We start from the raw sequence: 13,268 nt of genomic DNA, 5'->3' as shown, positions 1-13,268 counted from the left end.
CGTGCCTGCCGACATCGCAGGCGTGGTTGCGGCGCGGTTGCCGTGTCGGATCATCGCGTACCCGCCCGCTTCCGCGTCGCGCCGCTTCGCGGCGAACGCGGCCGCCCTTTCAACGGCCATCAATCGGCAATCCCTGTCCAGCCCGAAAAATTACTGCACCAGACCCGCAATCAATACCAGACGAATCGCAAACGTTTGCATATTGACGTCCAATTTTCACGCCCGCCGTTTCACGATCCGGATATTCCACCTGATTATTCGGCGAGAAATACTCTGTTACACAACAAATCAAAAGTTTCGATTTTCCCGCGACAATCCAAAATATCAAAAACGTCGCACCCTCATTTCGAATTGCGCAACCTGTATCCCGCCCGTCATCAATTCACCGCGAACACAGCCGCAAAAATTCCTTTTGTCAGTCGTTACTTTTCGGCATGAACGTCGATACCTCCGACGTGATTCAAAGCGTGCGCGATCATTGCTACCGAAAATCAATATTCATATCTGGCAAGATCGACTTTCTTCTTCGGTAAGCGAGTCAGACAAATCCATCGCTATCCTATTTAAATAGGATATTTCGCCCCGTCCCATTCAGACCACACGCGGTTGTTGGTTCAAAAACCGTCGTGTATCAATAGCGTGTCGTAAAAAGAACGCTGGCAAATCTGACTCGGAATAAATGCGCGCCATTGATTCCGGACGGGAGGTTGCAATGTCTTCCTCGTTTCGACAGCATGCTCGCCCTTTCCTCAGCGCCATCATCTCCGCGCTCTGCATGAATGCGGTGGCCCAGACGCCCGCGTCCCAGCCACCCGCCCCCGCACCCGGTCCCGGCGCGGGCCGCTACGTCATCTCGTATATCTGCGGCGATGCGCGGATCGACGGTACCGCACCGCTTCCGCCCGACGGCCGTCCGTACAACCTGGGCGTGTCGTTTGCTTCGGCCCAGACGGGGCAGCCAATCGCCAACGTCCAGGTACGCCTGCGGCGACATGGTCGCGTACTCGTCGAATTCAACGCATCCGGATCCCGTTGCCTGTTCAGCGTGCCCGATGCGAGCTACCGGGTCGAAGGAACCTATCAGGGCGCGACCCAGTTCGCGATCGTCGAAACCGGCGCACTGACCACGCAGTTGAAATGGTGAACGCCACCTGACCCCACCCGATCGCGTCTTACATCGCAACGTATCGAATCGAGGAGCGTTGAATGACTCGTGCAGAACGACAGGACGACTCGCAGGCCCGCCCGCCGCAACCCTCCTGGGGCCCGGGCAAGAACGCGGCACTCAGCTTCGTCGCGTTCGCCGCGATCTTCGGCATCTTCGCGTACGCCGAACGGGACACGACGGTCGGCCATCCGAGCGTGACGCACGACATCTCCGGCGTGATCGGCACCGCCGTCGGGAAAACGCGCCAGGCGATCGTGACCATTGCGTCGCGCGCAACCGGCGCGTCCGGAGCCTCAGCCGCGCCCGGGCCGGCCCCGACACGTGTGCAGGACAGGCCGCTCACGCCGCCGCTGCAGGTAGCGTCGGCTTCGGCGGCACCCGAGATATCCACCGTGCCGCCCGTCACGCTCGCGGTCGAACCGGAAGCCGCACCGCAACCCGCGCCCCGTGCGGTCGCGAAACACCGGCGGTCGTCGCATGCGCCGCCCGTGACGCTCGCGGCCGGTACGCGTCCGGCACCGGCCTACGGTCGCGCCGCCACGCGGTACGGCGCCGCGCATCGCACGCCGCATGCCGACACGCTGGCAGGCACGAGCAGGCGCCTGGACTTCGCGCCCAGGCCTAGGCCGTATCGCACCGATACCGTGCACATGCAGACGGCAAGCGTCACGCACGCCGAACTGGAAAGTGCACGTGCGCTGGCGAAGGCGCGCTCGTGCGCCGTGATCGACGAATGGAACTGTGTGGAGCAGAACGCGAGCCGGGTGCTCGCGATCGACCCGAAGAACAGCGAATCGCGTGCGTTGCTTGGGCAAGCGGTCCGCAACCGGCTGTAAGCCGGATTCGCATCGCCGGGCACTCGCCGCCCGGCCGCGCGATGCGCGACGACGTGCGTCGTCAGGCGTGCGACCGATGTGATCGTTTCGAAAGGAGGACACCTCGTGGCCAACAATCGTCAACCACCATGCACGACCGTCGCTCCGTCCAACCGGCGGATCCTCCTGCATGCGCCGCTGGTGTTGCTGCTCGTCGCGTCCGGCCCCTGCTTCTCAGCCGACGGCGATGCGGAAACGGGCGGCGTCAACGCAATCGCCGGGACCCGCGACGCGCCGGATGCATCGCCGCGCGCGATGCAGCCAACGGTCGTGTCGATCCAGATTGCCGACGCTGCGAGCGCTCCGCCCCCTCATGCACCGACGCCAATCGCGCAGGCTTCGGATGCGTCGATGCAGATCGCGCAGGCGTCGAGCCCGCTGCAGCCAACCACGGTCGTGGTGGAACCGGACGCACCGAAATCGAGCGACCCGGTGCCGGACGCGCGATCGCCGGATACGCCGAAGACGCCGGCACCGGTCGCGCAAATGCCGGACGTGCCGATGCAGCTTGCGCAGGCCACGAACGCCCAACCGCCCGATGCGCCGACGCGCCCCGCGTCGACCACGTCCGACCCGTCTGCATCCCCTTCACCGGCGCCGATCGTGCCGTCTTCGGACACTCCGCCGAAGGTCGCACAAGCCGCGCCCGCCGCGCCGTCGAATGCGCCGACGCAAACCGCGCAGGCCTCCGGCACCCCGATGCCGAACGCGCCGGCCCCCGTTCCCCAGATGCCGGGTTCGCCACCGCCGTCGCCCCCGGCACCGAACGCGCAGGCGCCAGGCGCCCCGCTATCCGGCGAGCCGACACAACGATCGCAAGGACCCGACGTCGAAACGCCGAATGCCCAGGCGCCGAATCTCCGTACCGCCGACGTCGAGACCGTACGCAACGACGTATTCGGGCTCGCGGCGAGCGGCGGCGCGATCAAGGCGCTCGACGAAGCGAAGGCACGGCCCGATGCGTTCTCCGCCGTCGACATCGCGCAACTCGAAGAACTGGCGATTCGCCAGCAGGTGCGCGGCGGACGCGACAAGTCGCGCGCGATGACGAGCACCGATCGCTTCGACGGGATCGACAGCGCGCTGCGCGCGGCGGACGACCTCGACAAGCGGATGCCGGCCACGCCGGAGTACACGCCGGTCAGGACGGCGCTCGCGGGCGACCGCACGGTCGCCTACGCGGCGCGCGGCGACATGAAGACGGCCGTCGCGACGTTCGAGACCATTCCGTCCGACGCGGAGATCTCGATCGATGCGCTGTCCGCCGTTGGCGACGCCTACCTGTACCTGAGCGAGCCGGGCAAGGCCAACGCCGTGTACCAGCGCGCGCTGAAGCAGGCGACCGCGTCGCCGACGGACCGCGCGACCCGAGGCTTCCAGTACGGCGCACGCACGCGCCCGATCGAACTGCGCGAAGGACTGTTCTGGTCGTACGTCGACCAGGGACGCGCGGCGGACGCGAAGCAGGCGCTCGATGACATGGGTGCGTCGCTGCCGCCGGCCAAGGACGTGCGCAGCTACGGCCCGGAGGAAAGCGACTATCTGCGCTACTACCGGCTGCGCGCGCAATACCTGATCTACACCGGCCACGTCGACGAAGGGATCGCCGCGCTCGAGGAACTCGAGAAGCAGGTGCCGTTCAACGCGGAGATCCGTGCCGCGCACGCGGACGCGGTATCCGGCCAGTCGCATCCCCGCCAGGCGATCGCGATGTATCGCGCGTCGCTCACCGACCACCCGGACAGCGTCGAGATGCTGGCGGGCCTCGGCCGCGCGTCGCTCACGGCCGACGACTACGCGACCGCGAAGAGCGTCGACCAGACGCTGGACAACACGTTCCCGGACAGCGGTGCCGTGCGCGGCTTCAAGCGCGACTACAACGCGTACCGCAGCCCCGTCTTCACGACCGACCTGAACTACGAGCACGGCAACAGCGCACTGGCCGACAACAGCTTCACGTCGGACAGCTATGTGTATTCGCAACCGTTCGGCGATAACTGGCGCGTCTTCTCGCACACGTTCTTCGGCTATGCGCAGACCGACGCCGGCAACGTCAGCCGCACGCGTACGGGCGTCGGCGGCGACTACCGGCACGGACCGCTCACGGTGCAGGGCGAAGTCACGCGCTCGTTCGGCACGGACGGCCGAACCGGTGGCCGCGGGTCGATCGCGTACGCGCTGAACGACTACTGGACGGTCAGCGGCGCGCTCGACACCAACGACAACTCGCTGCCATGGAAGGCGTATGCCGCGCACATCTGGGGCCGCTCGGCGAACGTCTCGGTCGTCTATCGCCAGAACGACCGTCGCGAGGTCAAGCTGAGCTACGGCGTGAGCCGCTACAGCGATTCGAACCTGCACCAGGAGATCGCGGCGACCGCCACGCAGCGCGTGTACACGACCGCCAACCAGCAGGTCAACGTCTCGCTGGATCTCGGCACCGACAGCAACACGCGCCAGAACGCGCCCTACTTCAGCCCGGGCCGCGACTACGCGGCTGCGGCGACCGTCATGCACCAGCTGACCCTCTGGAAGAAGGGCGACATGGGGCTGCAGCAGCGCGTCTCGGTGTCCGGCGGCGTGTACAACGAGCGCGGTTTCGGCACCAGCCCCCTGTGGAGCGCGCGCCTCGAACACGCGTGGACGTTCAAGCACGACATCACGCTGACCTATGGCGTCGAGGTCAGCAGCCGCGCGTACGACGGCGAGCGCGAGCGCTCCGAAACCGGCTTCATGTCGGTCAACCTGCCGTTCTAGCAAGGAGATCGCGAATGCAAACCAGACGGACCTTCATGTGCGGATGCCTCGGCACGTTTGCCGCCTGTTCGTTGTTCCCGGGCGTGACGAACGCCAGGATGATCGACCTGCTGCCGCCGTCCGACCCGGCCGACGGCAAGACGTTTCGCGTGATCTGCATGCACGACGTGCGCGACAACCTGATGGCGTCGTTTTCGTCGACATCGGCGTCGGCGCTGGTCGATCCGTTCGCGGTCGATACCGGCACGCTGACCGCGATCTTCTCGTGGCTGCAGACCAACAACTACCACACCATCACGGTCAAGCAGATCGAGGAGTCGCGGCACGGCGGCAAGCCGCTGCCGCCGCGCGCGGTGCTGCTCACGTTCGACGACGGCTTTCGCAGCCACTACACGAAGGTGCTGCCGCTACTCGAGCGGTTCAAGTACCCGGCCGTGATGGGCATCGTCACCGCGTGGATCGATACCCCGCCGGATACGCCGATCCGCATCAGCGACAAGGTCCAGGTGCCGCGCGACTACTTCATGTCGTGGGACGACGTGAAGCAGGTCGGCCAGTCGCAGCTCGTCGAGCTCGGCTGCCACACGCACAACCTCCATCACGGCGCGGTCGCGAATCCGCAAGGCAACGAATTGCCGGCGACCACGTCGCACCTCTACCTGCAAGACGAGAAGCGCTATGAAACCGACGCCGAATTCGAAGCGCGCGTGCACAACGACCTGCAGACCTGCGTGCGGCAGATCCGCGAACATACCGGTATCGTCGCACGCTCGATGGTGTGGCCATACGGCGCGGAAAACCAGCCGGTGCGCCAGATATCGACGTCGCTCGGCATGGACATCCAGTTCAGCCTCGATGCCGGCCCGAATACGCCGGACGTGCCGCTGGACCGGCTGCGGCGGATCCTGATGATGTACGACGTCGACATCGGCGGGTTCGAGCGCTCGATGCGCGAGCCGGCGTCGAACCGCGGCGACGTCGACGTGCCCGAGCGCACCGTGCAGGTCGATCTGGACCAGGTCTACGATCCGGATCCCGCGCGGCAGGAAGCGAATCTCGGCAAGCTGATCGAACGCATCTACCGGATGCAGCCGAAATCGGTCTACCTGCAGGCGTTTGCGGACCCGAAAGGCACGGGCGTGGCCGAATCCGTGTATTTCCCGAACCGGCACCTGCCGATGCGCGCCGACCTGTTCTCGCGCGCCGCGTGGCAGCTCAACACGCGCTCCAACGTGCAGGTGTACGCCTGGATGCCGGTACTCGCGTTCCGGCCGCCGGCCGACAAGCAGCGCGGGCTCGAGGCCGTGAGTGCCTACGGTGGCGCGCCGGCCCGCGAGAACGGCACGCGCACGTTCCGGCTGAGCCCGTTCGATCCGGATGCGCGGCTGATGATCCAGCAGATCTACGAGGATCTCAGCAAGCACGCGTCGTTCAGCGGCATCCTGTTCAGCGACGACGCGGTGCTCGACGATTACGAGGATGCGGGCCGGCATGCGCTGCGCACCTATTCGCAGTGGGGGCTGCCGGCCGACGTCGGCAAGATCCGCGAGAACCCCGACCTGCTGAATCGCTGGACCCGGCATAAGTCGCGCTACCTGATCGACCTGACCCGCCAGCTCGAACAGATCGTGCTGGCCCACCAGAACGTGGGCGACGTGCTGACCGCGCGCAACATCTTCGCGATGCCGGTGCTCAAGCCCGAATCGGAAGCGTGGTACGCACAGAACTACGACGATTTCCTCGCCACCTACGACTACGTCGCGCTGATGGCGATGCCGTACATGGAGCAGGCGAAGGATCCCGACGGCTGGCTGGACCAGCTCGTGCGGGCCGTCCGGGCGAAGAAGCTCGGGCTGCCGCGCACCGTGTTCGAACTGCAGTCGTACGACTGGCACGCGCGCAAGGAGATCCCCGCCAGCACGCTGCTCGCACAGATGCGGCGGCTGCGCAGCGAGGGCGCGGTGAATTTCGGCTACTACCCGGACAACTTCCTGAACGGCCTGCCGGAACTCGACGCGATGCGCGACGTGATGTCGCTGAAGTCGCGCCTCGACCCGACATCGATCAACGCACTGATGCAGATGCAGAAAACGCAGGGGACGAAGACGCCATGACTACCCACAGCATCATCCAGCGCCTGCAGGATTTCGTCTTCTACTACCCGTTCTTCATGTCGTACCTGTGGATGATCGGCGGCGTCGTGCACTACTTCCTGCTCGAGGAAGGCCGCGAGCTGTCCACGCGGACGATTGCGTCGAGCGGGATCCCGAAGATCTCGATCGTCGTGCCCTGCTTCAATGAAGCCGCGAACGCGCGCAGCGTGATCGGCCACCTGAACGGGATGCAGTATCCGAACTACGACATCATCGCGGTCAACGACGGCAGCCAGGATCGCACCGGCGAGATCCTCAACGAGCTGGCCGTCGAGATCCCGCGGCTGCTCGTGATCCATCACGCGCGCAACGAAGGCAAGGCGGTCGGGCTCACGACCGCGGCGGCCGTGTCGAACGCGGAATACCTGCTGTGCATCGACGGCGATGCGCTGCTCGCGCACGATGCGATCGGCTGGATGCTCGAGCATTTCCTGACCGATCCGGGCGTGGGTGCCGTGACCGGCAACCCGCGCATCCGCACGCGCACGTCGCTGCTCGGCCGCATGCAGGTCGGCGAATTCTCGTCGATCGTCGGGCTGATCAAGCGCACGCAGCAGGTGTACGGCCGCATCTTCACGGTATCCGGCGTGATCACGATGTTCCGCAAGACCGCGCTCGCCGACGTCGGCTACTGGAGCTCGGACATGCTGACCGAGGACATCGACATCAGCTGGAAGCTGCAGTGCCGCGACTGGCGCGTCGTGTACGAGCCGCACGCACTGAGCTGGATCCTGATGCCCGAGACGCTGAAGGGCCTGTACCGGCAGCGGCTGCGCTGGTCGAAGGGTGGCATCCAGGTGCTGATGAAGTACGCGGGCACGCTCGCGCGGCCGACGCAGATGATGATGTGGCCGCTGTTCGCCGAGTATCTGATCGGCATCGCGTGGGCGTACTCGATGTCGTTCATCCTGCTGCTCGCGCTCATCGATGTCGTGTACCCGCTGCCGCGGAGCTGGCACGTATCGGTCGTGCCGCACTGGCACGGGATGCTGCTGGTCGCCACCTGCATCCTGCAATTGATCATCGGCAGCATGATCGATCGTCGTTACGACGAAAAACTCCTGATGTATTTCCTGGACACCGTCTGGTATCCCGTCGCCTTCTGGCTGATCAGCATGATCACCACCGTCGTCGCCCTGCCTGCCATCGTGCTGCGGGGCCGCGGCAAGCGGGCCGTATGGGTCAGCCCCGACCGAGGCATTCAACATGAAGAACGCACCGATTATTGACCTTTCCCTGCGCGCACCGCGCGACATGATCGCCGAACGAGGCCGCATCGTCGGGCTCGTGATGGTCGTCTGGTTCCGCCTCGTGCGGCCCGCGCTGGTGGGTGCCGTATGGGCATCGATCTGCATCTACACGTACCGCTACCTGTTGCCGTTCAACCCGGCCGAGATGCCGATCGAACAGATGGTGTTCTACGCGACCAGCATCGCGATCATCGCGGGCACCATCGTCACGTGGCTGATCGCCGGGCGCGTCGTGCATCCGCTGGCCTACCGGCTGCGCGTATCGAAGATGCTGCGGCGCTCGGCCAGCGCGAAGGTGCGCTCGGTACCGCCGACCGTGCTGGCCAGCGCCCGTCGGCGCGGCGCGCGGCGCACGACGCGCATTCTCGTCGCGTCGCACGACGCGAACGGCTCGATCTCGGGCATCGAATGGGTCGCCCACGCAGGGCCGCCGCCCCGCGAGTAGGTCAGTGGAGCCGCGCCGCCACGCACGGCACCGACCCGGTGCCGCGCGGCGCCGCTCCTTGTGCTGCGCTGCCGTGCGTTGCCGGCACGCCGGCAACCTTTTATGGACGAGGTGAATCATGTGCGGAATCGTCGGAGCAAGCGGCCTGAACAATCAGGTGCCGCAACTGGTCAATGCGCTGAGCCGGCTCGAATATCGCGGCTACGACTCGTGCGGCATCGCCGTGCAGGACGACGGCCGGCTGCGCAGCGAACGCACGCTGCGGCGCGTGACCGACCTGCAGGCCCGCGTGCTGACGCTGGGCCTCGAAGCGCAGACCTGCATCGCCCATACGCGCTGGGCAACCCACGGCGCGCCGTCGGAAATGAACGCGCATCCGATCATGTCCGGCGACACGATCGCGGTCGTGCACAACGGCATCATCGAGAACCACGACGCGCTGCGCGTGGAGCTGCGAGAGCGCGGCTACACGTTTCGCGGCCAGACCGACACCGAGGTGATCGCGCACCTGATCCACAGCCTCTACCGCGACGACCTGTTCGACGCGGTCGTGCGCGCGGTCAAGCGGCTGCATGGCGCGTACGCAATCGCGGTGCTGAGCGCACGCGAGCCGCAGCGTCTCGTCGCCGCGCGCGCCGGTTCGCCGCTCGTGATCGGCATCGGCGCCGAACAGAACTACCTCGCGTCGGACTGCGCGGCGCTCGGCGACCTGACCGACCGCTTCGTCTACCTGGAAGACGGCGACGTCGCGCTGCTCACGCCGGACCGCATCGCCGTGGTCGATTCGGGCGGGCACGAAGCGCAGCGCCCGCTGTGCCTGGTGAAGGCGCGCGACGGCGACGCCGCGCTCGGCCCGTACCAGCACTTCATGCAGAAGGAGATCTTCGAGCAGCCGAAGGCGATCGACAGCACGCTCGACGGCATCGACACGATCTCGCCGGCACTGTTCGACGCGACCGACGGCACGCGCGCAATGCTGTCGAGAGTGAGGAACGTGCTGCTGCTCGGCTGCGGCACCAGCTACTACGCGGGCCTGACCGCGAAATACTGGCTGGAGGCCATCGCGGGCGTGCCCGCCCAGGTGGAGATCGCCAGCGAATTCCGCTACCGCGATACGGTGGCCGATCCGCGCACGCTGGTCGTCGGCATTTCGCAATCGGGCGAGACGGCCGACACGATCGGCGCGATCGAGCGGGCGCGCGACATGGGCCAGCAACTGTCGATGGCGATCTGCAACGTGGCGACCAGCACGATCGCGCGCAACGCGCCGCTGCGGTTCCTGACGCGGGCCGGCATCGAGCTCGGCGTCGCGTCGACCAAGGCGTTCACGACGCAGCTCGTCGCGCTGTTCGTGCTGACGCTGACGCTCGCGCAGCTGCGCGGCCGGCTCGACGCGGCGCAGGTCGCGCTGCACCTGAAGCAGCTGCGCGCGCTGCCCGATCGCATCGGCCACGCACTCGCGCTCGAAACGCAGATCATGGGCTGGGCCGCCAGGTTCGCGCACACCGAGAACGCGCTGTTCCTCGGTCGCGGCATCCATTTCCCGATCGCGATGGAAGGCGCGCTAAAGCTCAAGGAGGTGTCGTACATCCACGCGGAAGGCTATGCGGCCGGCGAACTGAAGCACGGCCCGCTCGCGCTCGTCACGAGCGCGATGCCGGTCGTCACGATCGCGCCGGACGATCGCCTGTTCCAGAAGCTGAAATCCAACATGGCCGAAGTGCGCGCGCGCGGCGGGCGGCTCTACGTACTGGCCGGCGATCAGCTCGGGATCGACGCCGACCGCGACACGCACCTGATCCGTGTGCGCGAATCGGGCGACCTGCTGTCGCCGATCGTCAACGTGATCCCGCTGCAGCTGCTCGCGTATCACGTCGGCTGCGCGCGCGGCGCCGACGTCGACAAGCCGCGCAACCTCGCGAAATCGGTGACTGTCGAATGAGGCAGCGAGCACGCCCGGCACACGCGGTCGCGCAGTGCGTCGCGGCCGCGCTGTGCGGCGCATGCGGCATCGTCACGGCGCTGCCGGCTGCGTTCGCGGCCACGCCGGCCGTGCATACGGTCACCGTGCAGGCCGACCCGTCATCTCACCCGGCCGTCGATCCGCGCAGCTTCATGCACGGCATCGGCGTGGCCGACGCCGGCAACGGCAAGCGCTGGGTGTTCTTCAGCAGCTCGGGCATCGTCCCGCGCGGCGCGATGCGCAACGGCAACTGGCCGCATGACGTGTACGTCGGCGAATGGCTGCCCGGCAAGCCGCACCTGCTGCGCGTCCATACGTTCATCAGCCGCCCCGAGGCGCAGGAGCCCGTGTCGATCGCGCAGAACGCGCGCGGCGACATCTTCGTCACGTTCGAGGACGGCTGGAACGCGCCGCAGGAGGTCAGCCAGCGCTACGGCGTCTATCGCCGCGACCTGAAGCCGATCAAGCCCTACCCGAACGACGTCGAATCGGGCGGCCACTCGGGGCATGTCGCGACGGCGGCCGACCGCTTCGTCGTGTTCTATTCGGCCGACTGGATCGACGGCGGCGGCGTCGACAATCTCGGCACCGGCAACGGCGTCTACGTGAAAACCTACGACGCGGCCGGCCGCGTACTGAATCATGTCGAGGTCGCGCCGCACCGCCGCGAATGGTGGCCCGTGATCGCCGGTTCGCCACACACGGCGCTGCTGGTCTGGCAGAAGTTCATCGACGACAGCACCGACGCGAAGCTCGAGTACGCGCTGTTCGATCCGGTGACCGCGAAGCTCGATATGCTCGGCGAGTTGAACGACGCCATCCAGTATTACGTCTATTCCGCGGCCTACGTGCCGGCGATCGACCGCTTCATCGTCACCACGACGACCGCGAACGGTCGCGGCGTCGCGATGCTGATCGCTCCGGACGGCCAGCGTACCGCGACGCTCGAGTGCCTGCCGGCGACGGTACGCGAATCCAGTATCGGTGTCGCCGGAGCGCGTGCGTACGTACCGATCCGCGACGGGCGGCTCCTGACGCTCGCGCTGTCGCCGGCCGGCATCGCCGCGAGCGGCGCGCAGCCTTCGCCGATTCCGTGGGGCACGACCGGTATCGCCGGTTTCCCGGCGCGCGGCGACGCGATGCATTTCGTGTCGCTGACGCCGTCGGGCACGCGCGAAGCCGATTTCGAACCGGAGCATGAAACGCCGTTGGCGAAGAGCGAAGTGAATTGTTCGAGTCATTGACGGAGGCCCGGTAGCACGATCGCTGTGAACGTGGCGGGCCCGCATGCTCTCACCCCGGCCTGCCCGTCTCCTCGTCTCTGCCGCCTCTGCCGCCTCTGCCGCCTCTGCCGCCTCTGCCGTCTCTGCCGTCTCTGCCGTCTCTGCCGTCTCTGCCGCCTCTGCCGTCTCTGCCGTCTCTGCCGTCTCTGCCGTCTCTGCCGTCTCTGCCGTCTCTGCCGCCTCTGCCGTCTCTGCCGTCTCTGCCGTCTCTGCCGTCTCTGCCGTCTCTGCCGTCTCTGCCGCCTCTTCCGCCTCTTCCGCCTCTTCCGCCTCTTCCGCCTCTTCCGCTCCTTCCGCTCCTTCGTGCTCAAACCAGGCCGCGTGATGCCGCATCCTTCCTTCTCGCGGCCCGACCGCCAGGCGCGCTGCCGCCGGCCTGCCCGATCATGACCGCCGCCCCCATTCCGCGCAGCAGTCGCCAGCGCCACGCGTACCGGATAGACTGTCGCCCGATTCCTTCCATCGGCCGCGGCCTGCTCCGCCTGTCGCCGCCGGAACGCCCCTTCCCGGAGAACGAATGCTGAAGCGCCGGTGGTTTTCGCTTTTGCTGCTGACGGCATGCCTGATCGGACAACGCGCGTCGGCCCAGTCCGCGCTTGAACTCGAGACGGACGGCACGGCCCGCACCCTCACCCGGCAAACGCTGCTCGCGCGCCCCGATGCCACCGACATCCACGTGCCGCGCGACATCGCGTACGGCAAGCCCATGACCTTCCGTGCGGTGCCGTTCGCCGACCTGCTCGGCGACAAGCTGCCGGCCGACGGCGTGCTCGAAACCCGTGCCGCCGACGGCTTCGCCGCGCAGCTGCCGCTGGATCTCGTGCGCCGCCGCACGCCGGCCGGCGCCGTTCCGTGGCTCGCGATCGAGGATCCGGCGCATCCGTGGCCGAAGCTGCCCGGCAAACAGGTCAGCGCGGGGCCGTTCTATCTGGTCTGGCTCGGGCCGAAAGCATCGTCGGTGCGCGGCGAGCAATGGCCGTACCAGATCGTGCGCGTCACGATCGAATCGTCGCCGCTCGCGCGCTGGCCGTCGCTTGCCGTCGATGCCGCGCTGCCCGCCGATGATCCGGCACGCGCAGGCCAGCGCCTGTTCGTCACGCAATGCCTCGCGTGCCACCGCCTCGACGGCGCAGGCAGCAGCCATGCGGGCCCCGACCTGAACACGCCGATGAATCCGGTCGACTACTTCCAGCCTGCCGCGCTGCGCCGCTATATCCGTAATCCGGCGTCGGTGCGCGACTGGCCGGGCCGCAGCATGCCGGCGTTTCCGCCCGACCAGCTGAGCGACCGCGAACTCGACCAGATCGTCGCGTATCTCGCGTATATGGCGCGGCGCAAGGCTGGCCGGTAACGCGCGGCTGAATCGAATATTCA

The 13,268-nt window shown here is 66.9% G+C and carries 10 protein-coding genes; all 10 read left to right on the top strand.

Annotated elements, in window-relative coordinates; all coding sequences use genetic code 11:
* The first annotated feature begins 42 nt into the window (after positions 1–42).
* The 10 genes from LGN19_RS01600 to LGN19_RS01555 all read left to right on the top strand — a co-directional run bounded on the left by LGN19_RS01600 (position 43) and on the right by LGN19_RS01555 (position 13,245).
* On the top strand, positions 43–438 hold the full coding sequence (locus LGN19_RS01600; RefSeq protein ID WP_226212957.1) for a hypothetical protein: 396 nt from the start codon (positions 43–45) through the stop codon (positions 436–438).
* A 274-nt stretch (positions 439–712) separates the two neighbouring features.
* Positions 713–1,144, top strand: coding sequence for a hypothetical protein (locus LGN19_RS01595; RefSeq protein WP_122949408.1), 432 nt, complete (start codon positions 713–715; stop codon positions 1,142–1,144).
* A gap of 62 nt (positions 1,145–1,206) precedes the next feature.
* A complete protein-coding gene (locus tag LGN19_RS01590; RefSeq protein WP_226212956.1) occupies positions 1,207–2,004 on the top strand; it encodes a hypothetical protein in 798 nt (265 codons plus the stop codon).
* Positions 2,005–2,109: 105 nt separating this feature from the next.
* Positions 2,110–4,800 (top strand): poly-beta-1,6 N-acetyl-D-glucosamine export porin PgaA, encoded by a 2,691-nt coding sequence (gene pgaA, locus LGN19_RS01585; RefSeq protein WP_226212955.1) that lies wholly within the window; start codon positions 2,110–2,112, stop codon positions 4,798–4,800.
* 14 nt (positions 4,801–4,814) lie between these two features.
* On the top strand, positions 4,815–6,914 hold the full coding sequence (gene pgaB / locus LGN19_RS01580) for a poly-beta-1,6-N-acetyl-D-glucosamine N-deacetylase PgaB (protein ID WP_226212954.1): 2,100 nt from the start codon (positions 4,815–4,817) through the stop codon (positions 6,912–6,914).
* Positions 6,911–8,182 (top strand): poly-beta-1,6-N-acetyl-D-glucosamine synthase, encoded by a 1,272-nt coding sequence (gene pgaC, locus LGN19_RS01575; protein ID WP_174956514.1) that lies wholly within the window; start codon positions 6,911–6,913, stop codon positions 8,180–8,182. Before pgaB ends, pgaC begins: the two co-directional genes overlap by 4 nt.
* Entirely contained in the window at positions 8,160–8,648 is a 489-nt protein-coding gene (locus LGN19_RS01570) for a Biofilm PGA synthesis auxiliary protein PgaD (protein ID WP_122949403.1), read from the top strand. The genes pgaC and LGN19_RS01570 overlap by 23 nt, the downstream gene beginning before the upstream one ends.
* Positions 8,649–8,766: 118 nt before the next feature.
* Positions 8,767–10,590, top strand: a complete 1,824-nt coding sequence (gene glmS, locus LGN19_RS01565; RefSeq protein ID WP_226212953.1) for a glutamine--fructose-6-phosphate transaminase (isomerizing) — start codon at positions 8,767–8,769, stop codon at positions 10,588–10,590.
* A complete protein-coding gene (locus tag LGN19_RS01560; RefSeq protein ID WP_226212952.1) occupies positions 10,587–11,855 on the top strand; it encodes a hypothetical protein in 1,269 nt (422 codons plus the stop codon). The genes glmS and LGN19_RS01560 overlap by 4 nt, the downstream gene beginning before the upstream one ends.
* A gap of 556 nt (positions 11,856–12,411) precedes the next feature.
* A complete protein-coding gene (locus tag LGN19_RS01555) occupies positions 12,412–13,245 on the top strand; it encodes a c-type cytochrome (RefSeq protein ID WP_226212951.1) in 834 nt (277 codons plus the stop codon).
* Positions 13,246–13,268 lie beyond the last annotated feature (23 nt).

Origin of the sequence: Burkholderia sp. AU30198 (assembly GCF_020419825.1) — a bacterium.
Lineage (GTDB): Bacteria > Pseudomonadota > Gammaproteobacteria > Burkholderiales > Burkholderiaceae > Burkholderia.
The sequence above is the reverse complement of the archived record's forward strand: the minus strand, read 5'-3'. Positions and strand labels throughout refer to the sequence as shown.

Excerpts from the sequence above, each read along its gene's own strand:
- LGN19_RS01595 (WP_122949408.1), top strand. The coding sequence starts at position 713 with ATGTCTTCCTCGTTTCGACAGCATGCTCGCCCTTTCCTCAGCGCCATC.
- LGN19_RS01590 (WP_226212956.1), top strand. The coding sequence starts at position 1,207 with ATGACTCGTGCAGAACGACAGGACGACTCGCAGGCCCGCCCGCCGCAA.
- pgaB (WP_226212954.1), top strand. The coding sequence starts at position 4,815 with ATGCAAACCAGACGGACCTTCATGTGCGGATGCCTCGGCACGTTTGCC.
- pgaC (WP_174956514.1), top strand. The coding sequence starts at position 6,911 with ATGACTACCCACAGCATCATCCAGCGCCTGCAGGATTTCGTCTTCTAC.
- LGN19_RS01570 (WP_122949403.1), top strand. The coding sequence starts at position 8,160 with ATGAAGAACGCACCGATTATTGACCTTTCCCTGCGCGCACCGCGCGAC.
- glmS (WP_226212953.1), top strand. The coding sequence starts at position 8,767 with ATGTGCGGAATCGTCGGAGCAAGCGGCCTGAACAATCAGGTGCCGCAA.
- LGN19_RS01560 (WP_226212952.1), top strand. The coding sequence starts at position 10,587 with ATGAGGCAGCGAGCACGCCCGGCACACGCGGTCGCGCAGTGCGTCGCG.
- LGN19_RS01555 (WP_226212951.1), top strand. The coding sequence starts at position 12,412 with ATGCTGAAGCGCCGGTGGTTTTCGCTTTTGCTGCTGACGGCATGCCTG.